17 protein-coding genes and 1 pseudogene are annotated in these 23,302 nt (G+C 74.7%); 14 read left to right on the plus strand and 4 right to left on the minus strand.

What is annotated here, in order from left to right:
* Positions 1 to 3 precede the first annotated feature (3 nt).
* Positions 4 to 7,575 (minus strand): annotated as a pseudogene (locus tag ACWEPX_RS23100) (type I polyketide synthase); the annotation flags it as partial.
* Positions 7,576 to 7,735: 160 nt separating this feature from the next.
* Between ACWEPX_RS23100 and ACWEPX_RS23105 the strand changes: the two are divergent.
* From ACWEPX_RS23105 to ACWEPX_RS23120, 4 genes are all read left to right on the plus strand, one after another.
* Positions 7,736 to 8,644 carry an MBL fold metallo-hydrolase gene (locus ACWEPX_RS23105; protein ID WP_451899297.1) on the plus strand — a complete coding sequence of 303 codons (909 nt, stop codon included), beginning with the start codon at positions 7,736 to 7,738 and terminating at the stop codon, positions 8,642 to 8,644.
* A 43-nt stretch (positions 8,645 to 8,687) separates the two neighbouring features.
* Entirely contained in the window at positions 8,688 to 9,779 is a 1,092-nt protein-coding gene (locus ACWEPX_RS23110; RefSeq protein ID WP_451899298.1) for an extracellular solute-binding protein, read from the plus strand.
* Positions 9,776 to 11,107, plus strand: a complete 1,332-nt coding sequence (locus tag ACWEPX_RS23115) for a GH1 family beta-glucosidase (protein ID WP_451899299.1) — start codon at positions 9,776 to 9,778, stop codon at positions 11,105 to 11,107. Before ACWEPX_RS23110 ends, ACWEPX_RS23115 begins: the two co-directional genes overlap by 4 nt.
* Positions 11,108 to 11,169: 62 nt before the next feature.
* Positions 11,170 to 11,745: a pyridoxal 5'-phosphate synthase gene (locus ACWEPX_RS23120; protein ID WP_451899300.1), complete on the plus strand. Its 576-nt coding sequence runs from the start codon at positions 11,170 to 11,172 to the stop codon at positions 11,743 to 11,745.
* On the opposite strand, the gene ACWEPX_RS23125 is transcribed toward ACWEPX_RS23120, so the two are convergent.
* Positions 11,734 to 12,951 (minus strand): PhzF family phenazine biosynthesis protein, encoded by a 1,218-nt coding sequence (locus ACWEPX_RS23125; protein WP_451899301.1) that lies wholly within the window; start codon positions 12,949 to 12,951, stop codon positions 11,734 to 11,736. The genes ACWEPX_RS23120 and ACWEPX_RS23125 overlap by 12 nt on opposite strands.
* Before the next feature lie 114 nt (positions 12,952 to 13,065).
* Between ACWEPX_RS23125 and ACWEPX_RS23130 the strand changes: the two genes are divergently transcribed.
* From ACWEPX_RS23130 to ACWEPX_RS23145, 4 genes are all read left to right on the plus strand, one after another.
* Positions 13,066 to 13,530 (plus strand): PhzA/PhzB family protein, encoded by a 465-nt coding sequence (locus ACWEPX_RS23130; RefSeq protein WP_451899302.1) that lies wholly within the window; start codon positions 13,066 to 13,068, stop codon positions 13,528 to 13,530.
* Positions 13,531 to 13,544: 14 nt separating this feature from the next.
* Positions 13,545 to 14,543: a methyltransferase gene (locus ACWEPX_RS23135; RefSeq protein WP_451899303.1), complete on the plus strand. Its 999-nt coding sequence runs from the start codon at positions 13,545 to 13,547 to the stop codon at positions 14,541 to 14,543.
* A 97-nt stretch (positions 14,544 to 14,640) separates the two neighbouring features.
* Positions 14,641 to 15,426: a hypothetical protein gene (locus tag ACWEPX_RS23140; RefSeq protein ID WP_451899304.1), complete on the plus strand. Its 786-nt coding sequence runs from the start codon at positions 14,641 to 14,643 to the stop codon at positions 15,424 to 15,426.
* Between the two features lie 39 nt (positions 15,427 to 15,465).
* The gene (locus ACWEPX_RS23145) at positions 15,466 to 15,891 is read left to right on the plus strand and encodes a PPOX class F420-dependent oxidoreductase (protein WP_451899305.1); all 426 of its coding nucleotides are present in this window, start codon (positions 15,466 to 15,468) and stop codon (positions 15,889 to 15,891) included.
* On the opposite strand, the gene ACWEPX_RS23150 is transcribed toward ACWEPX_RS23145, so the two are convergent.
* Together ACWEPX_RS23150 and ACWEPX_RS23155 are read right to left on the minus strand one after the other, a co-directional pair.
* The gene (locus ACWEPX_RS23150; RefSeq protein WP_451899306.1) at positions 15,870 to 16,739 is read right to left on the minus strand and encodes an NAD(P)-dependent oxidoreductase; all 870 of its coding nucleotides are present in this window, start codon (positions 16,737 to 16,739) and stop codon (positions 15,870 to 15,872) included. The two genes, ACWEPX_RS23145 and ACWEPX_RS23150, sit on opposite strands and share 22 nt — an antisense overlap.
* A 79-nt stretch (positions 16,740 to 16,818) precedes the next feature.
* Complete coding sequence (locus ACWEPX_RS23155; protein ID WP_451899307.1) at positions 16,819 to 17,688, minus strand: exodeoxyribonuclease III; 870 nt, start codon at positions 17,686 to 17,688, stop codon at positions 16,819 to 16,821.
* A gap of 109 nt (positions 17,689 to 17,797) precedes the next feature.
* Here ACWEPX_RS23155 and ACWEPX_RS23160 point away from each other — a divergent pair, with 109 nt between their 5' ends.
* The 6 genes from ACWEPX_RS23160 (at position 17,798) to ACWEPX_RS23185 (ending at position 23,250) form a co-directional block, all read left to right on the plus strand.
* Positions 17,798 to 18,511, plus strand: a complete 714-nt coding sequence (locus ACWEPX_RS23160) for a DsbA family protein (protein WP_451899308.1) — start codon at positions 17,798 to 17,800, stop codon at positions 18,509 to 18,511.
* Positions 18,508 to 19,044 carry a vitamin K epoxide reductase family protein gene (locus tag ACWEPX_RS23165; RefSeq protein WP_451899309.1) on the plus strand — a complete coding sequence of 179 codons (537 nt, stop codon included), beginning with the start codon at positions 18,508 to 18,510 and terminating at the stop codon, positions 19,042 to 19,044. The genes ACWEPX_RS23160 and ACWEPX_RS23165 overlap by 4 nt, the downstream gene beginning before the upstream one ends.
* Positions 19,045 to 19,107: 63 nt before the next feature.
* Positions 19,108 to 19,782, plus strand: a complete 675-nt coding sequence (locus tag ACWEPX_RS23170; protein WP_451899310.1) for a response regulator transcription factor — start codon at positions 19,108 to 19,110, stop codon at positions 19,780 to 19,782.
* Complete coding sequence (locus tag ACWEPX_RS23175; protein WP_451899311.1) at positions 19,779 to 20,801, plus strand: HAMP domain-containing sensor histidine kinase; 1,023 nt, start codon at positions 19,779 to 19,781, stop codon at positions 20,799 to 20,801. Before ACWEPX_RS23170 ends, ACWEPX_RS23175 begins: the two co-directional genes overlap by 4 nt.
* A 44-nt stretch (positions 20,802 to 20,845) precedes the next feature.
* Positions 20,846 to 22,285: a DUF4153 domain-containing protein gene (locus tag ACWEPX_RS23180; RefSeq protein ID WP_451899312.1), complete on the plus strand. Its 1,440-nt coding sequence runs from the start codon at positions 20,846 to 20,848 to the stop codon at positions 22,283 to 22,285.
* An 89-nt stretch (positions 22,286 to 22,374) separates the two neighbouring features.
* Complete coding sequence (locus tag ACWEPX_RS23185) at positions 22,375 to 23,250, plus strand: 2-dehydropantoate 2-reductase (protein ID WP_451899313.1); 876 nt, start codon at positions 22,375 to 22,377, stop codon at positions 23,248 to 23,250.
* Positions 23,251 to 23,302: the final 52 nt, after the last annotated feature.

Genomic DNA, 23,302 nt, shown 5'->3' on the forward strand with positions numbered 1-23,302 from the left:
CCTTTACCGGTCGACAAGGGCGAGGGGCAGTTGGGCGAGGATGGCCGCGGCCAGCTTGCGCGGGGTCGGCTCGTCGAACACGACGGTGGCGGGCAGCCGCGCGCCGGTGGCCGCGGTGAGCCGGTTGCGCAACTCGACCGCGGTGGCCGAGGCCATGCCGAGGTCGTGGAAGGCCCGGTCGGGGGCGATGTCGGCCTTCCCGGGATAGCCGAGGACCACGGCGGCGTGGGTGCGGACGAGATCGAGGGTCTGGCGAGCGCGGTCGGCCGCTTCGACCGCCTGCGGTTCAGCGGGCGGCGCGGGCGCGCCGCCGCGGCAGGTGATCCCGCCGATGACCACGACCAGGCGGCCTGCGGCGTCCTCCAGCGTGAACCCGCTCCCGGTGGTGCGCAGGGTGAGCGGTCCGGTCGCGGTGGCCCCGCTGACCTCGGTGAAGGCGAACGGCCGGGCAGCCGGGTCGGTCAGCTGGACCCGCAGGGCGGCGTCGATGAGGACCGGATGCAGCGCGAAGTCCCCAGCCGGGAGATCGACCGCCAGGACCCCGCGCAGTTCCCCGGCAGCGGGTTGGGCGGCCTGCGGCACCACGGCGTCACGCCGATCACCAGCAGCGGGCTCGGCAGGCTGCGACGACCGGGCGCCCCGCACTTCCCCCGCAGCGGACCGGGCGGACTGCGGCGGCAGGGCGGCTTTCGCGGGGACGGGTTGTGGTGACAGGGTGCCGGTGGCGCAGGGGAACCAGGTGTCGGTGCGGGCGTGGATGGTGAAGGCGCGGTCGGGGGCGACGGCGAGTTGCAGGTCCACCGCGGCCCGCAGCGGCACGGCGGTGTGCATCACCAGTTCGGCGACCCGACCGCCGTCGGCGGCGTGCAGGGCGAGGTCGAGCAGCACGCTGGCGGGCAGAACGGGTGCGCCGTCGATCTCGTGTCCGTCCAGCCACGGGTGGGCGGTCGGGTCGACGCGGGCGGTGAGGAGCAGACCGCCGTCGGCCAGGTCGACCCGGGCGGTGGCGAAGGTGTGGCCGGTGGCATTCGCGGGGGCGCGTTCGGGAAGCCAGTACCGCTTGCGCTGGAAGGGGTACGTCGGCGCCGCGACCCGCGGCGGGCCGTCCACCCCGGACACCGCGCGCCAGTCGGGCGCGGCGCCGTGGACGTGGGCCTCGGCCAGGGCGGTCAGCATCCGCTCGCGGCCGCCGTCGTCGCGGCGCAGGGTGCCGATGACGGCGGTGTCCACCAGGTCTTGCAGGCCCAGGGTGAGGACCGGGTGCGGGCTGATCTCGATGAACAGCCCGGCTCCGCAGTCGCGGGCGGTGTCGGCCAGCCGGACGGTGGAGCGCAGGTTGCGGTACCAGTACTCGGCGTCCATGACCGTGGTGTCGATGGGGCCGCCGGTGACCGTGGAGTGGACGGGAATCTCGGCGGGCCGGGGCCGGATGTCGGCGAGGGCGGCGAGCAGGTCCGCGCGGAGGGGTTCCATCGCGGGCGAGTGGCTGGCGTAGTCGACCGGGATGCGCCTGCCGTCGGGGTGCTCGGCCAGGAACTCGGCGACCGACGCGGGATCGCCAGCGACCACGGTGGCCTGCGGCCCGTTGACGGCGGCGACGTCGAGCCCCGGCCAGCGGGCGATGGCCGCCCGGACCGCGGCCTCCGGCAGCCGCACCGCGGCCATCGCGCCCGCGCCCGCGACCCGCCGCAGCGCCTGGCTGCGCAGCGCGATCACCTTGGCGGCGTCGCGCACCGACAGCGCCCCGGCCACGCAGGCCGCGGCGACCTCGCCCTGGGAGGCGCCCAGGATGGCCGCAGGCCGCACGCCCCAGGCCAGCCACTGCCTGCCGAGGGCGACCATGACCGCGAACAGGGCGGGCTGCACGACATCGATGCGGGTCAGCGGGCCCGCGAGGGCGGTGCGCAGGTCCCAGTCGACGAACTCGGCCAGGGCGTCGCCGCACTCGTCGAGGGCGGCGGCGAACTCCGGGCACTCGGCGGCCAGCGCCAGCCCCATGCCCGGCCACTGCGCGCCCTGGCCGGGGAAGACGAACGCGACGCCGGGACGCCCGGCGGTCCCGGTGACCAGCCCCGGGGCGGGCTCCCCCGCGGCGAGCGCATCGAGGCGGGCGTCGATCTCGGCGCGGGCGCGGCCGACCACGACCGCCCGGTGCTCGAAGGCGGACCGGGCGGCCAGCGCGTGGGCGATGTCGGCCGGGCGGCCGGGGAAGGCGCGGAGCCTGCGGGCCTGGGCGCGCAGGGCTTCGGGGGTGCGCGCGGACAGCGGCCAGGCGACGGTGGTCTCGGGCGCCTCGGCGGGCTCCTCGGTGACCGCCTCCAGCACCAGGTGCACGTTGGAGCCGCTGATGCCGAACGACGACACCGCCGCGCGCCGCGGCCGGTCCACCGCGGGCCAGGGCCGTTCCCGGGTGACGACCTCGACCCCGTGCCAGTCGACCTCCGGGGTGGGCCGCTCGGCGTGCAGGGTCGCGGGCACGATGCCCGCCGCGAGCGCGGACACCGCCTTGATCACCCCGCCGACGCCCGCCGCGGCGGCGGTGTGGCCGATGTTGGACTTGAGCGAGCCCAACAGCAGCGGTGCGCCGGTGCGCCTGCCGTAGGTCGCCACCAGGGCGCCCGCCTCGATCGGGTCGCCGAGCGCGGTGCCCGTGCCGTGCGCCTCCACCAGGTCCACATCGGACGTCCCGAGGCCCGCGGCGGCGAGGGCGTCGCGGATGACCCGCTGCTGGGCGGCGCCGCTGGGCGCGGTGAGCCCGTTGCTCGCGCCGTCGGAGTTCATGGCGCTGCCCCGGATGACCGCCAGGACCGGATGCCCCAGCCTGCGGGCCGCCGACCGCCGCTCGACGATGACGACGCCCGCGCCCTCGGCCATCCCCATCCCGTCGGCTTCGGCCGCGAACGCCTTGCACCGCCCGTCCGGCGACAGCGCCCCGGTCTGGCTCATCCCGACGAAGGGCCGCGACGACGGCATCACCGTGACGCCCCCGGCGATGGCCAGGTCGCACTCCCCCGCGCGCACCGCGGCCGCCGCGAGGTGGATCGCGCTGAGCGAGGACGAGCAGGCGGTGTCGATCGTCAGCGCGGGGCCGTGCAGGCCGAGGGTGTAGGCGACGCGCCCGGAGATGACCGACGGGAAGCTGCCGGTGAGCAGCTGGCCGGTCTCGCTCTCGGCCGGGGCCGCCCGCCCGGTGCCGTAGTCGACCGAGGCGCAGCCGAGGAAGGTCCCGGTCCGGCTGCCCCGCAGGGCGGTGGGGTCGATCCCCGCGCGTTCGACGGCCTCCCAGCACACCTCCAGCGCCAACCGCTGCTGCGGGTCCATCGCCGTGGCCTCCCGCGGCGAGATCCCGAAGAACCCGGCGTCGAACTCCCCCGCCCCGTATAGGAAACCGCCGCGCTGCGCGGTGCTGCTCGTGCGCAGGGCGGCCAGGTCCCACCCGCGATCGGCAGGCAGGTCCCCGGTCGCGTCACGGCGGTCGACGACCAACCGCCACAGCGCCTCCGGCGTCTCGACGCCCCCGGGGTACCGGCACGCCATCGCCACGATGACGACCGGGTCGTCGCTGTCGGCCCCGGTCGCGCCCGGGTTGCTCGGCTGCGTCGGCTCCGGGCCCTGCTCGCCGAGGAGGCGGACCAGGTGCTCGGCGAGTTCGGCGGGCGTCGGGTGGTCGAACACCAGGGTGGCGGGCAGGGCCAGGCCGGTGGCCGCGGTCAGCCGGTTGCGGAGGTCCACGCCGGTGAGGGAGTCGAAGCCGAGGTCCATGAAGGCGCGGTCCGCGCGCACGTCCGCGGGCGACGGCAGTTTGAGCACCGCGGCCGCGTGCGTGCGGACCAGCCCCGCCACGGTGGTCGCGCGTTCGGCCGGCGGGAGGTCGGCGAGGGCGGGGCCGGGGCGGGCGGCTTCCGGGATGGCCGCCGACATCCGGGTCGCGGGCATGGTCGCCCAGTCGATGTCGGCCACCACGACGTCGGTGTCGGCCGCCAAGGCGCGCACGGCGCGCTCGGGGTCCATGAGGGCGGTGCCGATGAGCCGCAGGCCCGCGGCGGCGCGGTCGTCCACCAGGCCGCCGCCCGCCCAGCCGCCCCAGGCGATCGAGGTGGCGGGCAGGCCCGCGGCGCGGCGGGCCGCGGCGAGGGCGTCCAGGTGGGCGTTGGCCGCGCCGTACGCGGCCTGGCCCGCGTTGCCGAGCACCCCGCTGACCGAGGAGAACAGGACGAACGCGGTCAGGTCGAGGTCGCGGGTCAGCTCGTCGAGCAGGTCGGCGGCGTGGGCCTTGGGCGCGAGGACGGCCTCGACCCGCTCGGCCGTCAGGTCGTGGACGAGGCAGTCGTCCAGCACGCCCGCGGTGTGGATGACGGCCGTCGGCCGGTGCTCGGCGATGACCGCGGCGAGTTGGTCGCGGTCGGTGACGTCGGCCTTGACCGCCGTCACCCGCGGTCCCGCCGGGCCGCCGCCGCTGCGCGAGACGAGGACGACCTCGGCGGCGTCCTGCCCCAGCAGCCACCGGGTGGCGTGCCCGGCGAGCGCGCCGCTGCCCCCGGTGATCAGCACCCGGGCGCCCGCCCAGGACGTCCCGCCGCGGAACGCCGTGCGCTCCAGGCGCCGGGCCCGCACGCCGTCGGCGCTGATCGACACCTGGTCCTCGTCGCCGCCGAGCACCGAGCACAGCGCGGCGACGACCCGCGGGGTCAGCTCGGCGGGCAGCTCGACCAGCCCGCCCCACCGCTGCGGCTGCTCCGCGCCGACCGCCCGGCCCAGGCCCCACACCTGGGCGCGCCGCGGGTCCAGCCCGGTCGTCGCCACCCACAGCCGGGCGTCGGTCGTCCTGACCAGCTCGACGACCTCGGCCGGCGTGGGGTCGACGGCGAGGATGTGCTCCGCGTCGCCGCCCAGCTCGGCCCCGCGGACGGCGAGGGCGGCGGCGATCGGCGCGGTGTCGCAGCCGTCCGGGGCGACGATCCGCCACCGGCCGCGCAGGACGGGCACCGCCGTCTCGGGGACCTGCTGCCAGGTCACCCGGTAGGTCCAGCCGTCGAGGGGATCGGCGCCGTGCCAGTACCGCACCCGCTGGAACGGGTAGGTCGGCAGGTCCAGCCGCGCAGGCGGGAACACGGCCGCCCAGTCGACCGGCACGCCGTGGACGTGGGCGTCGGCCAGCGCCCGCAGGAACGCGCGGTGGCCGCCCTCGTCCCGGCGCAGGGTGCCCAGCGCGGCCACCCGCGCGCCCGCCGCGGCCGCCGTCTCCTGCACGGCGGTGGTGAGCACCGGGTGCGCGCTCGGCTCCACGAACCGGCGGAAGCCGCGGGCCAGCAGCGCCCGGGTCGCGTCGGCGAAGCGCACGGGCTCGCGCAGGTTGCGGTACCAGTAGCCGCCGTCGAGGGCCGTGGTGTCGAGCAGTCCGCCGGTGACCGCCGAGTAGAACGGGATCTCCGCAGCCCGCGGCTGGATCTCGACCAGCGCGGCCAGCAGCGCGGTGCGGATCGGCTCGACGTGCGGGGAGTGCGATGCGTAGTTCACCGGCAGCACCCGAGCCCGGACCCCGCGCCGCTCGCACTCGGCGACCAGCCCGCCCAAGTCGTCACCGGCGACCACTGTGGACTGTCCACTGTTGAGGACGGCGACGCACGCGCCGTCGGGCAGGATCGCCGCCACCTCGTCGGCGGGCAGGGCGACCGACACCATGCTGCCGCTGCCCGCCAGGTGCGTCAGCAGCCGCGAGCGCAGCACGACGACCCGCGCGGCGTCGCGCAGCGACAGCGCCCCGGCCACGCAGGCCGCCGCGATCTCCCCCTGCGAGTGCCCCACGACGGCCGCGGGCTCGACCCCGTGCGCGCGCCACAGCCGCGCCAGCGACACCATGACGGCGAACAGCATCGGCTGGACCACGTCGTCGCGGCGCAGGGCCTCCGGGTCGCCGAGGACGTCGCGCAGCCGCCACGGCGCGAACTCGGCGATGGCCGCCGCGCACTCGTCCAGCGCCGCGGCGAACACCGGCGACGACCCGGCCAGCTCCAGCGCCATGCCCAGCCACTGCGCGCCCTGGCCGGGGAAGACGAACACCGTCCCGTCCCGGCTGGGCACGACCGACCCGACGGTCCCGTCCGCCGGGACCTCGCCCCGCGCGAGCGCCGCGATGCCCGCGGCGTCGAACACCGCGGCCCGGTGCTCGAAGGCGGTGCGGGTCAGGGCGAGCGCCGGGGCCAGCGCGGGTTCGCCTGCGCGGTCCGCGAGCCCGGCGGCCTGGGCGCGCAGCGCCTCCGGCGTGCGGGCGGAGATGAGCAGCGGCGCGCCGTCCGGCACCGGTCCCACCACCGCGGGGGCCTGCTGCGGCGGCGACTCCAGCACCACGTGCGCGTTCGTCCCGCTGATCCCGAACGCCGACACGCCTGCGCGGACCGGGCGCTCGCGCGGCAGCGGCGCCGGTTCGGTCGCCAGGCGCAGGTTCGTCCAGTCGACGCGGCTGGTGGGCGTGGCGACGTTGATGGTGGGCGGCAGCGTGCGGTGGCGCAGGGCCAGCACCGCCTTGATCACCCCGGCCACCCCGGCGGCCGCGCCGGTGTGCCCGAGATTGGACTTGACCGAGCCGAGCAGCAGCGGCCGGTCCCGGTCCCCGTGGACGGCGGCGAGCGCGCGGGCCTCGATGGGGTCGCCCAGCCGCGTGCCGGTGCCGTGGGCCTCGACCAGATCGATGTCGGCGGGCGCGAGCCCCGCGTCGGCCAGGGCCGCGGTGATCACCTTGCGCTGGGCGTCGGCGCTGGGCGCGGTGAGCGTGGGGCTGGCCCCGTCGGCGTTGGTGGCGCTGCCGCGCACGACGGCGAGCACGGGCGCGCCCTCGGCGAGCGCGTCGGACAGCCTGCGCAGGTAGAGCACCCCCACGCCCTCGCCCCACGCCGTCCCGTCGGCGTCGTCGGCGAACGCCTTGCACCGCCCGTCCGGCGCCAGGCCGCGCTGCCTGCTGAAGTCCACGAACGGCCCCGGCATGGACATGACCATCACGCCGCCCGCCAAGGCGCCGTCGCACTCCCCCGACCGCAGCGCCCGCACGGCCAGGTGCAGGGCGACCAGCGAGGACGAGCAGGCGGTGTCCACCGTCATGGTCGGCCCCTCCAGGCCGAGCGCGTACGCGACGCGGCCGGAGACGACGCTGACCATCGTCCCGGTCATGGCGTAGCCCTTGATGCCCTCGACCGGCTCGAACATCCGGGGCCCGTAGTCCAGGGCGGTCGCGCCCAGGTACACCCCGGTGCCGGTCCCGCGCAGCCGGGACGGGTCCACCCCGGCGCGCTCGACCGCCTCCCAGGCGACCTCCAGCGCGAGCCGCTGCTGCGGGTCCATCGCCACGGCCTCGCGCGGGGCGATGCCGAAGAAGGCCGCGTCGAAGGTGTCGGCGTCGCGCAGGAACCCGCCGCGCCGGGTGGCGCTGGGCGTGGCCGGGTCCCACCCGCGGTCGGACGGGAACGGCGCGCCCGCGTCGCGGCCCTGCGCCAGCAGCTCCCACAGCTGCTCGGGTGATCCCACCCCGCCCGCGAACCGGCAGCCGATCCCGACGATGGCGATGTCCGAGCTCATGGTGGCCAGACCCCCGATCCGGTGTGTCCCGCAACCGTCGCCGAGCCCGTTGACCCCGCGCTGACACGTCCCGCACAAATCCGGGGATTCGCCGCCCCTGCCTGGAATTCCGGCCTCGACAGGCGATCATCCGGCGGTAGTCTCGCGGAGACGGAAAGGGGTGGCTGTGGACGACTGCGTCCTGGTCGAGATCGCCGACGGGGTCCATGCCTGGGTGCAGGCCGACGGCACCTGGTGGATCAACAACGCGGGGCTGGTGCGGGGGCGCGACGGCGTCGCCCTGATCGACACCTGCGCCACGCGCAAGCGGACCGAGCGGTTCCTCGCCGCCGTGCGCGCGGTCGCGGGCGCCGCCCCGATCCGGTTCGCGGTCAACACGCACCTGCACGGCGACCACTGCTACGGCAACGCCCTGCTGCCCGCCGAGACCGCGATCGCCGGGCACAGCAAGACGCGCGAGGGCCTGCTGGCCGACGTCCTGCTCACCGCGGCCCCACCGGTGTGGTCGCCCATGCCGGAGTTCGGGGTCGGCAGCGTCCGCCCGCCCACGGTGATCGTGGACGACGCGCTGACGCTGCACCTGGGCGAGCAGCGCATCGACCTGCGCCACCCCGGCTACCCCGCGCACACCGAGGGCGACGTCGTGGCCTGGCTGCCCGAGTCCAAGGTGCTCTTCGCAGGCGACCTCCTCTTCCACGGCATCACGCCGATGGTCCTCATGGGCTCCCTCGACGGCGCCCTGCGCTCGCTGGCCTGGCTGGCGGACTTCGGCGCGGAGACCGTCGTGCCCGGGCACGGACCCGTCATCCACGACCTGGCCCCGGTCCTCGACGCCCACGAGCGGTACTACCGGTTCATCGCGGCCACCGCGGCCGAAGGCCGGGCGGCGGGCCGGTCGCCGCTGGCGGCCGCGGACGTCGACCTCGGCGAGTTCGCCGACTGGCCGGACCCCGAGCGCGTGGTCCTCAACCTGCACCGCGCCTACGCCGACCTCGACGGCAAGCCGGTGGACCTGGTCGCCGCGCTGACCGACGCCATCACCTGGAACGGCGGGCCGCTGCGCTGCGCGGTGTGACCGGGGCTTGACACCAGCCATCTGGGAGCGCTCCCATAGGGGCGTGCTCACCAAGACGATGGTCGGACTGCTCACCGCCGGGACGCTGGTCGCCTGCGGCTCGGGAACCACGGAGGTGACGGTCGGGCTGTACGCCGACTTCGGCTACGCCGACCTCATCGCCGAGTACGAGCGGGCGCACCCGGACATCGACGTGGTGGTCCGCACCGCCGACCCCGACGAGCACCACCGGGCGCTGGCCGCCGGCCTGGCCGAGGGCACGGCCGCCGACATCGAGGCGATCGCCCTCGACCGCGTGCACGAGTTCACCCGGTCGCCGGGCGACTTCGTCGACGTGACCACCACGGGTATGGCCAACCGCTGGCTGGGCTGGGTGTGGTCGGCGTCGCTGAGCGCCGACGGCAGGCAGATCGGCTACGGCGCCCACATCGGCGGCCTGGCCGTCTGCTACCGCCCCGACCTGCTGTCGGCCGCCGGGCTCCCCGTCGACCGCGACGACCTCGCCGCGCGGTGGCCGACCTGGGAGGCGTACCTCGACCTGGGCAAGCGGTTCCAGGCGTCCGCCCCGGCGGGCGTGTCCTGGGTGGACAGCCTCCCGGCCGTGCTGGACGCGATGGCCGACCAGTCGCCCGACGACCTCAAGCAGGCGTGGGACCTGGCGATGACCGCCGTGGACCTCACGGGCGGGACCGAATCCGCGACAACCCTTTGCTCGGCCGGGCAGATGCCGGACGGCGGAGGGTGGGACATGACCACCGTGCCCGGCGCGGGCGGCAACCGCGGCGGCGCGTACCTCACGGTCCCCGCGGAGGGCTCGAACGTCGAGGAGGCCACGGCGCTCGCCGCATGGCTGACCGCGCCCGAGCAGCAGGCCCGGGTCTTCGCCGCGACCGGGCTCCTGCCGTCCACGCCCTCGGTCTACGGCGAGCAGTCCGTCGCGGGCCGCCCCGACCCGGCCGTCAACGACGCCCCCGTCGGCCGGTTGCTCAGCCAGGCCGCCACTGCCCTCGGTCCGCACCCGACGCACGCGCAGGCCGCCCTGGACCGGGCGGCGCAGCGGGTCGCCGCGGGCGAGTTGTCGTCAGCACAGGCGTGGAACCAGGTCAGTGCGGAGATCGAGGGGTTGGCCAAGTGAGCTTCCTGTGGGGTGTGGCCACCTCGGCCTACCAGATCGAGGGCGGCGCCACCGAAGACGGCCGCGGACCGTCCATCTGGGACACCTTCGCGGCCAAGCCGGGCGCCACCAAGGACGGTCGGACCGGGGCGGTGGCCTGCGACCACTACCACCGCTGGCCCGAGGACCTGGAGCTGCTGAGCAGGCTGGGGGTTCAGGCGTACCGCTTCTCGATCGCCTGGACGCGGGTGCAGCCCAGCGGCCGGGGCGCCCCGGAGCGGCGCGGCGTCGACTTCTACCGGCGCATCGCCGACGAGCTGCGCAGGCGCGGGATCGAGCCGTTCGCCACGCTCTACCACTGGGACCTGCCGCAGGGCCTGGAGGACACCGGCGGCTGGCGCAGCCGCGACACCGCCCACCGCTTCGCCGACTACGCCGCCTTCATCCACGGCGAGCTGGGCGAGTCCATCCGGTTCTGGACGACGGTGAACGAGCCGTTCGTCTCCGCCGTCGCCGGGTACGCCGAGGGCAGGCACGCCCCGGGCGCGCGGGAGGGGCACGGCTCCCTCGCCGCCGCCCACCACCTGCTGCTCGCGCACGGCCTGGCGGTGCGGGCGATGCGCGAGCAGGCGCCGGCCGACCACCGGTTCGGGATCGTGCTGAACCAGTCCCCCGCCGTGCCGGTCGGCCCGGGGGACGCCGCCGCGGCCCAGCGCTTCGACCTGCTGCTGCGCAGGCAGTTCACCGAGCCGCTGTTCGGCGGGGCCTACCCGGCTGACTACGCCGGGACGTTCGGGGCGATCACCGACCTGTCCTTCCGCCGCGACGGCGACCTCGACGTGATCGGCGCCCCGCTGGACTACGTGGGCATCAACTACTACTACCGCCGCCACGTCGCCGACGCTCCCCCGCGCACCGCCGACCCCGCCGCCCGCACCGCCGACGACATCGGCGTCGACCTGACCCGGCTGCCGGATGTGCCCAGGACCGGCCTGGGGTGGCCGGTGGAGCCCGACGGGCTGACCGAGGCGCTGACCGACCTGGTCCGCCGCTACCCCAACCTGCCGCCGGTCTACCTGACCGAGAACGGCTGCGCCTACCCGTCGTCCCCTGATGACCAGGAGCGGATCGAGTTCCTGGCGGGGCACCTCGCCGCGCTGCGGGCGGCGATCGCGGCCGGGATCGACGTGCGCGGCTACTTCCACTGGTCGCTGCTGGACAACTTCGAGTGGGCCCACGGGTACGGGCCGCGGTTCGGGCTGGTCCACGTCGACTACGACACCCTGGCCCGCACGCCGAAGGCCAGCTTCGAGTGGTACCGGGAGGTGATCGCCCGCGGGGAGCCGTGAGTTGGTCACCTCCGCGCGCGCACCCCTTGTCCGCCGCGGCCGGTCTCCCCTATCCAAGGGGGGTGGACTGGTACCAGAACCCGACCGCGAATCCGTGCGACCTGCTGCGCGAGTGGCTGGCCGCCCCGGGCCTGACCGACCCGGGCGCGCTGGCGCTGGCGACGGCGGGCCCCGACGCGCGCACGTCGAGCCGGATCGTGCAGCTGCTGCGGGTGACCGGCGACGGGATCGTCTTCGCCAGCTTCAGCGACAGCCCCAAGGGCCGCGACATCGCCGCGACCGGGTGGGCGTCGGGGGTGCTGTACTGGAGGGAGAACCGCCGCCAGGTCACCCTCGCAGGCCCCACGTCGGTCCTGCCCGCCGCCGACTCCGACGCGCTGTGGGCGGCGCGCCCGGACCACGTCCTGCCGATGTCGGTGGCGACCCGGCAGAGCGCCCCCCTGACCGACCCGGCCGCCCTGCGCGCCCGCGTCCAGCAGATCGCCTCCGGCGCCCGCCCACCCCGGCCCGCGACCTGGGTCGGCTACCACCTGAAGCCCGCCACGATCGAATTCTGGGAAGACCAACCCGACCGCTTCTACCACCGCCTCCGCTACGACCGCGGCCCGAACTGGACCACCACCCGCCTACAGCCCTAGGAACGTCCCCCTGGCGACGACCACCGCAGCCCCGGCGACATCAATCCGCTCGATCCCCTCGGCCGATCCGGTGACCTTGGCGTACATTGTGGACGGCCGCCCCATCTCGACCCCTTGCCGGATCGTGATCCCGTCCCCGTACCCCGCCAACCCGTACCGGGCGAGATGCAACGCCAACGGCCCCGCGGCCGACCCGGTGGCCGCGTCCTCGGCGACACCGTAGGCAGGGGAGAACATCCTGGTCCGCCAGACATCCCCGGCAGGCGCGAAGCAGTTGGCCGCCATGTCCTCATGCTCGGCCAACATCCGCAAATCCGGCCGCACGGCGGCAAGCGCCGCCTCATCCGCCACCCCCACAAACACATGCCGAGGCCCATTCCGATAGGCGACGACCGGCACCGTGGACCCCTCCAGCCCGAGGGCGCGCAGCAGATGCTCCGCCCCCTCGTACTCCTCCCACACCGGCAACGGCTGCCGCATGGAAGCCCCCCGAACCACCCCACCCACCCGATAAAGCCGAAACGGCACCTTCCCCATCCCCGTCTCCATCACCAGTTCCTCACCCGCATCCCCCACACCCCACCAATCAACCTCCCCACCCCAACCCGATCCACCCACTCCACCCGCGCCACCCCCTCCTGCGCCACCCCCACCCCAACCCGATCCGCCAACACCACCCGCGCCACCCCCACCAGCGCCACCGCCACCCCAAGCCGCGTCGACGCCTTCCCCGGCCTTGCTCGCCTTTCCGTCGCCCGCGCCTTCCCCCGCCCCAGCCTCGCCTGCACCATCCCCGGCCTTGCTTCCCGCTTCCTCCCCCTCAATCTCAATCCCCTCTCCCTTACCGGAGTGTCGCGTCCGGTTTTGTCGGTCCTCTCCGATAGGATGGAGACCGAGGGGGTCAGCCCCCTGGGAGGGCGGGGTCTGTCCTGGGGTTGATGTGGTTGGGGTGGAAGCGAGCACGATGGCGGTGCCCAGGGTGGGGTGGCCTGCGAAGGGGAGTTCGTTGACCGGGGTGAAGATGCGGACCCGGACGTCGCCGCCAGACTCCGGGGGGAGGACGAAGACGGTCTCGGAGAGGTTCATCTCGCGGGCGATGCGTTGCATGAGCGCGGTGGGGATGTCGGTCGCGTTGGTGAAGACGGCGACGGGATTGCCTTGCAGGGCAACGGTTGTGAAGACGTCGGCGATTGCGTAGGGGGTCATGCGGGCACGGTACCGCGCGGGTGTCCAAGTCCTCGATCAGTCGGTTGGACAGCGGTTGACCGGGTGGGTGGGGCGTCGTTAGAACGGGATCGGTCTCCCGGAAGCGAGGTCAGCGTGTTCGACACCGACATCGAGCTGCGGCGCCGCAACCGCGCGGTGGTCGAGGATTACCTGAGCAGGCAGGGGGAGTCGCGGTTGACGCGGTACCTGCTGTTCACCGAGGACGGCAGTGCCGGGCTCTACACCGCCGACACCGCGGAGCCGGTCGTCTCGCGCGGGCACGACCTGTTGCGCAGGCACGGGGAGTGGTCGCTGCGGATGTTCCCCGACTGGGTGTGGTTCAACATCGAGATCTTCGAGACGCAGGACCCCAACCGGTTCTGGGCGGAGTGCGACGGCGAGGGGCAGATCCGCTACCCCGGCTATCCGCCCGGCCACTACCGCAACCACTTCCTGCACTCCTTCGACCTCGCCGACGGCAAGATCGTCCGGCAGCGGGAGTTCATGAACCCGTTCAACCAGCTCCGGGCGCTCGGCATCGAGGTGCCGGTGATCGACCGCGGCGGCATCCCGACCTGAGGGGGGCGACCCAGGTGCACAGCGACCAGGCGGCGACCGGCGCCGCGATCGAGATCATCACCGGCGGGTGGCGGGCGCAGGCGCTCTACGTCGCGGTGAAGCTCGGCGTGCCCGACCACATCGCCGCGGGGCGGGGCACGCCCGCCGAGCTGGCGGCGGCGACCGGGGCCGCGCCCGAGGGCATCCACCGGCTGATGCGGCTGCTGGTGGCGATGGGGGTGTTCACCGGCGACGGCGAGTCCGGCTACGGCAACACCGACGTCTCCCGGGTGCTGCTCGACCAGCCCGGCAGCCTGCGCGACATGTGCCTGCTCTACGGCGAGGAGTTCTACACCGCGTGGGCGCACGCCGAGCACGCCGTCCGCACGGTCAGCGCGGGCTGGGACGTCGCCTTCGGCGAGCCGCTCTACACCTACCTCGACACCCGCCCCGAGGCCGCCGACCGCTTCCAGGCGGCGATGAAGGCGGGCAACCTCTTCTTCGACCACGTGCCGCAGGTCATCGACTTCGCGGGCAAGCACATCGTGGACTGCGGCGGCGGCGCGGGCCAGCTCCTCGGCACCCTCCTGGCCGCCGTCCCGGACGCCCGGGGCACGTTGATCGACCGCGAGCACGTCGCGCCGATCGCCAAGGAGAAGCTGGCGCACCTCGGCGACCGGGTGGCCGTCGTCGGCGGCGACATGTTCGCGGAGGTGCCGCAGGGCGGCGACATCTACCTGCTGTGCCGGGTGCTGGCGGGCTGGGACGACGACGCCGTGGCCGGGCTGTTCGCCCGCTGCCGGGCCGCGCTGCCCGGACCGGACGGCCGGGTCGTGGTCCTGGAGCGGGTCGTGGTGGACGAGGGCGCGACGGTGCTGCCGTCGCTGTGGGACCTGCACCTGCTGATGACCAACGGCGGCAGGCACCGCACCCTCGACCGCTTCCGCGCCCTGCTCGCGCGGGCGGGCCTGGTGGTCGAGCGCGTGGCGGACCTGCCGATGGAAACCTCGGCAATCATCGCCAAAGCCGCATAATCACCCAAACGGGCTGGTCAGCGCGCTGCGGTGATTCGGTGTCCCGCAGGATGGGTACCCAGTGGCATACCCATTGCCTGTCGAGAGGACCGACGAGATGACCAGGGCCGACGCAGAGACCACGCATCGGGAGGACGTGGGACGGGTGCCTCGGCGGCGGGGCGCGGTGAACGGGGTGCTGCTCGTCCTGCTGGGGCTGTGGGGCGCGCTCATCCCCTTGATCGGACCCTACCTCGGGATGTCGTACGGGACCGACCAGCCGTGGCAGTTCACCGCTGCCCGGCTGCTGCTGAACTTCCTGCCCGGCCTGCTGGTCGTGCTGGGCGGGCTCGGGCTCATCGCCAGCGCGCGCAGCGCGGGCGGGGTGCTGTGGGGCTGGCTGGCCGCGCTGGGCGGCGCCTGGTTCGTCCTCGGCCAGACCGTCAGCTCCATGTGGAACGGCGGCGCGCCCGCGGGCGGGCGCCCGATCGGCGACTCCCCGGTCACCCGGGCCGCCATCGAGCTGGTGTACCACCTCGGGCTGGGCACGCTGATCGTGTTCCTGGCGTCGGTGGCCCTCGGCCGCTTCACCGCCGGGACGGGCCGCGTGGTCGCCAACGTTCCCGAGCAGCACCGCGCCTACCACGACGACACCACCCGCGCGGACATGACGCGGACGGACACGCCCCTGCGCGATGACACCGTCGGCAAGCACCGCGCCACCGGGGCCACTGCCGGCACCACCACCGGACCCATCCCCGGCACCACCACCGGCGCGACCCGCGACGACCTCTACGAGCAGGCCGCGCACGACCAGGCTGCCCGCGACCAAGCGGCCCGCGGCGAGGTGACCGACGCGCACCCGCACCGCAGGAGCTGGCTCGGCCTGGGCAACCGGGGATGATCAGGAACAGCGGGGCGGTCCAGCGCGTTGGGGTCGGACATGACCGATGACCACGCGCTGGACCTGCTCCGCGACCGCCCCTTCGGCGCGCTCGTCACCATCAAGCGCGACGGCAGGCCGCAGCTGTCCAACCTCCTGCACCACTACGACCCCGCCACCAGGACCTTGCGGATGTCGGTGACCGACGACCGGGCCAAGACGGCCAACCTGCGCCGCGACCCGCGCGCGTCCTACTACGTCACCAGCGCCGACGGCTGGCGCTACCTGGTGGTCGAGGGCACCGCCGAGTTCTCCGCCGTGGCCCAGTCCCCCGACGACGACGCCGTCGGGGAACTGGTCCAGCTCTACCGCGACCTCAGCGGCGAGCACCCCGACTGGGACGACTTCCGCGCCGCCATGGTCGCCGAGAAGCGCATGGTGCTGCGCCTGCGGGTCGACCGGCACTACGGCTTGAGCGTGCGCTGACGGATCACGTCGTAGAGCGCCGTCCAGCTCTCCCGGCCGCGCCCCGCCGCGATCAGGCGGTCGTACAGCGACAGCACCGCGGCGGGCAGCGCGGCGTCGACGCCCGCCTGCTCGCTGGCCCCGACGATGTGGCGGGCGGTGGCACCCATCATCAGCGCGTTGGCCTCCTCCCCCGGGTGCTGCCCGCTGGCGATGTTGGCGAAGGTCTCCTCCAGGTACATGGGCATGGTCGTGAGGGTCTCGGCCAGGTACGGGCTGAGCACCTTCGGGTCGACCCCCGCCTCATCGATGAGCGCGGCCGCGTGCAGGACCACCGCCAGGACGGTCAGGAACACGTCCAGCTGGGCCTGGTAGAACAGCTGCGCCAGGCCGTGCTCGGCGCCCATGTAGTCGGTCCTGCCGATGACGGCCAGCGTCTCGGCGTGCTCGTCGAAGACGGCCCGCGGGCCGCTGTAGAAGACGTAGGACGCCTCCCCGCCGACCAGCTGGGCGGGCACCATCACCCCGCCGACGACCAGCTCGGCGCCGCGGGCGGCCAGCCAGGCGGCGGCCTTCACCGTGTCGCCCGGGGTGTCGGAGCTGAGGTTGACGATGACCCGCCCGGCCACGTCCACCCCGTCGAGGATGTCGTACATCGCCTGGTAGTCGGTCAGGCTCAGCAGCACCAGCCGGTTCGCCGCGACCGCGTCCGCCGGGGTCTGCGCCCGGATCGCGCCCCGCTCGACCAGCCCGTCGGCCCGCGCCGCCGTCCGGTTCCACACCGTGACCCGGTACCCCGCGTCCAGGTACCGCGCCACCATCGCCTGCCCCATCGGGCCGAGTCCGATCAGGGTCAGTTCCTTCGTCATGGCTCGCCTCTCGTGGTCTCCACTGGTGGGACCACGGTCGCCGACCGCGCGCACGGAACGCGCACGGTCCGCGCACGGCTCAGCTGATGATGCCCTGCTGCGGCAGCGGCCGCCGCCGCCGCGGCGCGCCCGCCGACGGCGGCGGGACGACCGGGCCGATGTCGCCGTCCGGGGCCTCGTCGAGGTCGACCACGACCGGCGCGTGGTCGCTGGGCTTGGTCCCCTTGCGGGCGGCGCGGTCGACCCAGGCGGCGCGGACGCGCTCGCGCAGCGGCGTCCCGGCCAGGATCAGGTCGATGCGCATGCCGAGGTTCTGGTGGAACGTGCCCGCCCGGTAGTCCCAGTAGGAGAAGATCCGCTCGTCGGGCCAGCGCTCGCGCACCACGTCGTGCAGGCCGACGGCGCGCAGGTCGGCGAGCGCGGCGCGCTCGGGCTCGGTGACGTGGGTGTGGCCCGCGTAGGCGGCGGGGTCGAACACGTCGGCGTCGCTGGGCGCGATGTTCATGTCGCCGCACACCATCGCCGAGTCCGCGTGCGGGGCGACGGCCTCGGTCAGCGCCGCCAGCCACGCGAGCTTGTAGCGGTAGTGGTCGGAACCGGGCACCCGCCCGTTCGGCACGTACACCGACCAGACCCGCACGCCCGCACAGGTCGCCGAGACCGCCCGGGCCTCCTGGTGCGGGAACCCGGGCGCGCCGGGCAGGCCGATCGCCACGTCGTCGAGGCCGACGCGGGAGAACAGGGCGACCCCGTTCCACTGGCCTTCGCCGTGCGCGGCGACGGCGTAGCCGCGGGCGGCGAACTCCGCCCCGAGCAGGTCGGTGAACGCCGCGTCGGTGAGCTTGGTCTCCTGCAGGCAGACCACGTCCGGCGCGCGCTCGTCCAGCCAGGGCAGGAGCCGGGGCACGCGCTGCTTCACCGAGTTGACGTTCCACGTGGCGATCCGCACGCCACCCACGGTAGTCGGGAACTCCCGCGCCGACCCGTCCGACTACCCCAAGCGCAGGTACCGTCGAGGCCGAGGTGAGACCCCAGAGATGACGCGCAGCAAGAACCCCGTGACCGCAGCCCGGAGCGGGGTGTCCCTCAACGTGATCCTGACCGCCGTCGTGGTGGTCGTCGCGGTCCTCGTGGTGGGCGGCATCCTGCTGTTCAACCGCTCCGACTCCCCTGAGGGCGGGGGCGTGCCCGCCGGCGTGCTGAACCCGCCCGGCAGCCACACGCTGACCGAGGCGCCCGAGGCGAAGGTGACGATCGTCGAGTTCCTCGACTACCAGTGCCCGGCGTGCCAGCAGTACTACACCAACATCACCAGCAAGATCGAGAAGGACTACGCGGGCCGGGTGACCTTCGTGGTCCGCAACTTCCCGCTGGACATGCACCCGCTGGCCCAGCCCGCCGCCCGCGCCGCGGAGGCCGCCGCCGAGCAGGGCAAGTTCGCCGAGATGTACCACCAGCTCTACAGCAACTACGCCCAGTGGGCGCTCAGCGCGGACGGCCAGGCGGTCAACGACGACGCCGCGGCCGCGGGCAAGCTGTTCCGCGGCTACGCCGAGCGGATCGGGCTCGACCTGGCGAAGTTCGACGCCGACGTGGCCTCCCCCGCGGTGCAGGCGCGCATCGACGAGGACGTCGCCGACGGCCGCGCGGCCGGGGTGTCGAGCACGCCGTCGATCTTCGTCAACGGGCGGCTGTTCGAGCCGACCGGCAAGACCTACGGCGACGTGGAGGCCCAGCTGCGCGAGCTGGTGGACGGGGAGCTGGGCGAGTGAGCCGGGCGCTGTCCTGGCTCTACGTCGTCGGCGGCGGGCTGGGCCTGGCCGCGGCCGTCGCGCTGATCCTGGAGAAGCTGGCCGTCCTGGCCGACCCGACGCACGTCCCGCTGTGCTCGATCAACCCGGTGGTGTCCTGCGGCTCGGTGATGGAGAGCCCGCAGGCGGCGGCGTTCGGCTTCCCCAACCCGCTGATCGGCATCGCCGCGTTCTCCGTCGTGGTCACCGCGGGCGTGGCCGGGCTGGCCGGGTTCCGGCCGCCGCGCTGGTTCCGGCTGGGGATGCTGGTCGGCACCATGCTCGGCCTGGTGTTCGTGCACTGGCTGATCTTCGCCAGCCTCTACGACATCCGCGCGCTGTGCCCGTACTGCATGGTCGTGTGGGCGGTGATGGCCCCGCTGTTCTGGTACACGCTGCTGGACACCTTCGAGCTGCCGGCGCTGCGCCGGGTGCACAGCGTGATCCTGGCGCTGTGGTACGTGGTGGTCGTGGCGCTGGTGCTGCAGGCGTTCTGGGACTTCTGGACGGGCTGACCCGCACAGAACCTCCACACCTCGCCCCGGCTTCGCCCACAACCGCTGCTTAGAGTCGGCGGCATGGGCAACAGGCGTGTGCTGGTGGTCGAGGACGAGCAGACCATCGCGGAATCGGTCGCGGCGCGGCTGCGGGCCGAGGGCTTCACCGTCGAGGTGGCCTGCGACGGGCCGTCCGGGGTGGCCGCGGCCCAGGCCAACCCGCCGGACCTGGTCGTGCTCGACGTCATGCTGCCCGGCTTCGACGGCCTGGAGGTCTGCCGCCGCGTGCAGGCCGAGCGGCCGGTCCCGGTGCTGATGCTCACCGCCCGCGACGACGAGAACGACATGCTGGTCGGCCTGGCGGTCGGCGCGGACGACTACCTGACCAAGCCGTTCTCCATCCGGGAGCTGGCCGCCCGGGTGCACGCCCTGCTGCGCCGGGTCGAGCGCGCCGCGGCCACCACCGGCCCGCTGGTCGTCGGCGACCTGGAGGTCGACCCGGTGCAGCGGCGGGTGCGGCGGGCCGGGGTGGAGGCGCACCTGACGCCCATCGAGTTCGAGCTGCTGGCCTACCTGGCGGCCCGCCCGCGCGCCGTGCAGCCCAGGGAGCGGCTGCTCGCCGAGATCTGGGGCTGGACCGACGCCGCGGGCACGCGCACGGTCGACAGCCACGTCAAGGCGCTGCGCCGCAAGCTCGGGGCGGACCTCATCCGGACCGTGCACGGCGTGGGGTACGCGCTGGAGGTCACCCGGTGAAGGCGCGCATGGCGGCGCTGGTCGACCTGCTGCCCCGGCCGCTGGACCCGGTGCGCTCGATCAAGCTGAAGATCGGCATCCTGCTGGTCGCCTCCGGCAGCGCGGCGCTGGGCTACTTCTGGCTGATGATCGGCTGGATCCCGCCGACGACCTCGATCACCGCGATCATCGGCGCGCTGCTCACCTCGCAGATCCTGGCGCACGGGATGACCAGGCCGCTGCGGGAGATGACGGCCGCGGCCCGCGCGATGGCCCGCGGCGACTACTCCCGGCGGGTGCGCGTCACCGCCCGCGACGAGGTGGGCGAGCTGGGGCGGGCGTTCAACCAGATGAGCGCCGACCTGGCCGACGTGGACCGCACGCGGCGGGAGCTGATCGCCAACGTCTCCCACGAGCTGCGCACGCCGATCGCCGCGTTGCAGGCGGTGCTGGAGAACGTCGTCGACGGCGTGAGCCCGGCCGACCCGGCGACCATGCGCACCGCGCTGGCCCAGACCGAGCGGCTGGGCAGGCTGGTCACCGAGCTGCTGGACCTCTCGCGCATCGACGCGGGCGCCCACCCGCTGCGCCCCGAGCCGGTCGCGGTCGCGCCGCTGCTGGCCGACGTGGTGGCCGAGGCCGAGGTCAACGCCGCCGCCACCGGCCGCACCCCGTCGTTCCAGGTGTCGGTGGTCCCCCCGGCCGCGGTCGTCCGGGCCGACCCCGAGCGCCTGCACCAGGTGCTGGCCAACCTGGTCGACAACGCCGTCCGCCACGGCCCGGCCGACGGCCTGGTCCGGCTCACGGCGGCGGCGGGGCCGGGCGAGCTGTGCATCGAGGTGGCCGACGACGGGCCGGGGATCGCGGTGGAGGAGCGCGCCCAGGTCTTCGGCCGCTTCACCCGCGGCGAGCGCGCCTCCGGCGGCGGCACCGGCCTGGGCCTGTCGATCGCCAAGTGGGCGGTGGACCTCCACGGCGGCACGATCGGCGTCATCGACTCCGACCGCGGCTGCCGCATTCGGGTCACGTTGCCCGCCTGAGCAATTCCGCAAGATTTTCGCCGAGTAGGAGTCGGGGTCGAGCCATGCCGGAATCAACCGCAATCGGGGTCCTCACCAAGCCGGTGCCGGATCGGGAGTGGACCGCGCCCGCCTCCCGCAGGGTGCTCGCGGTAGTCGGTGCGGGAGCGCTCGCCGCCGCGGTGCTCGCGCCGGTCGGGGCGGTCGGGTTGGGGTGGTCGCTGGCGTTCCTGGTGCTCGCCGCGGCGGTCGGCCTGCTCCGCCGCCTCGACGGCCACCGGGCGGGCGCGGTCTGGCTCGGGCTGGCGGTGGCCTTGGCGGCGACCGCGGCGATCAGGGACGCCGGGTGGCTGTTCGTGCTCTGCCTGCTCGGCGCGGTGGTGTGCTTGTCGTTGGCGGTGGCCGGCGGGCGGTCGGCCGGGGAGTTGGGGATGGGGGCGGTGGCGCTGGTGGGGACCGGGCTGCTCACCTGGCCTCGGCTGGCGACCGGGGCGGCCGCGGCGGTGCGGGGGCGCCGCGACGGGCCGCGGATCGGGCTGGCCATCGCGGTGGGAGCCGTGCTGCTGCTGGTGTTCGGGGCGCTGTTCGCCACGGCCGACGCGGCGTTCGCCGACCTGGTGGTGACGCTGGTCCCGGACCTGTCCGGGTTCAGCGGGCCGTCGCTGGCGGTGTTCCTCGTCGCCGTGGTGCTGCTGGCCGGGGCTGCCTTCCACCGCCGCGACGCCGCTGCCCGCACGCGGCCGGGCAAGCGGGTTCGGCTGGTGGAGTGGGCGCTGCCCGTGGGTGTGCTGCTGGGGCTGTTCGCGCTGTTCATCGGCGTGCAGGTGGCTGCGCTGTTCGGCGGCGACGCCTACGTCACCGCGACCGCAGGGCTCACCTACGCCCACTACGCGCGCAGCGGCTTCTGGCAGCTCCTGGCCGTGACCGCCCTGACCCTCGGAGTGATCGCGGTCGCCGCGCGGGTCGCGCCCCGCGGCACCGCGGTCGAGCGGGGCTGGCTGCGCGGGCTGCTCGGCGGGCTGACCGCCGCCGCGCTGGTGGTCGTCGCCTCCGCGCTGACCCGGCTGTGGCTCTACCAGCAGAGCTACGGCTTCACCGTGCTGCGGCTGCTGGTCGGCGTCGCGGAGCTCTGGCTCGGGCTGGTGTGCCTGATGGTGCTGGCCGCGGGCAGGCGGCTGGCCGCGGCCTGGCTGCCCGCCGCCGTGCTGGGCAGCGGGCTGGCCGCCCTGCTCGGCCTGGTCGTCCTCAACCCGGAGGCGTTCGTCGCGCGGTGGAACGTGCAGCGCTACGCCGAGACCGGGCGCATCGACACCGGGTACCTCGCCGGGCTCTCCGCCGACGCCGTGCCCGCGCTCGCCGAGCTGCCCGCCGAGGTGCGCGGCTGCGTGCTCCAGCCGCACGCCGCGCGCCTGGCGACTGAAGGCCCGACCGAGTGGAACTGGGGCCGGGCCGCGGCCCGGGATTTCCTGCTCCAGCCGCAATTCTGCGCATCATTGCCGAAATAGCGCGCCAACCGGGGGGAAACTTTGCTGCACCCGCGCGGCAATTCCCCCAGTACGATCCCGGCGACTTTCCGATCGCCGGGAGAATCCTCATGACGACAATGGCCATTGTCGGCCCCGGTGCGCTGGGCACCGTGTTCGCGCACGCCGCGCTGGAAGCGGGCATCGACCCGCTGGTCTGCGCGCGCAGGCCGCTGGCCGGGCTGGCGCTGCGCGCGGGCGGGGTCCGCACGGAACTCCCGGTGCGCGTGATCACCCGGCCCGACCAGGCCGAACCCGCCGAGTGGGTGCTGCTGACCACCAAGGCCCGCGACGCCGCCTCCACCGCGCCGTGGATGGCCCGGCTGCTGCGGCCCGGCAGCACGCTGGTCGCCCTGCAGAACGGCGTCGAGCACGCCGAGCACGCCGGGCCCCTGCTCGGCCCGGCCGCGCTGCTGCCCGGCCTGGTCTACATCGCCGCCGAGCGCCGCGCCGACGGCGAGGTGCTGCACCGGCGGGGGCGGGAGGTCGTCGTCCCGCGGTCCCCGGCGGCCGCCGCGCTGACCCGGCTGCTGGCCGGGTCGGGCCTGCTCGTGCGCCAGGACGCCGACTTCACCACCGCAGCGTGGCGCAAGCTGCTCGGCAACGCCGCGGCCAACCCGATCACCGCGCTCACCCTGCGCCGGATGGAGGTCATGGAGTCCGCGCGGATGCTCGACCTCGCCGACGTCGTGCTGCGCGAGGCGGTGGCCGTCGGCCGGGCGGCCGGGGCCGACCTCGGGCCCGCCGACATCGCGGCCACGCTGGAGTTCTACCGCGGCTTCGACGGCGCGGACGGCACGTCGATGCTCTACGACCGGCTCGCGGGCAGGCCGCTGGAGACAGAGCTGATCACCGGGGTGATCGTCCGGCTCGGCCGGGCCCACGGCATCCCGACCCCGGCGAACGACCTGCTGCACACCCTGCTGGACGCCTGCGCGCCCGCCTGAGTGACACCGTTGACAGAACAACCGTCCACGCGCCACGCTGGGAGCGCTCCCA

Source organism: Actinokineospora sp. NPDC004072 (assembly GCF_053604195.1).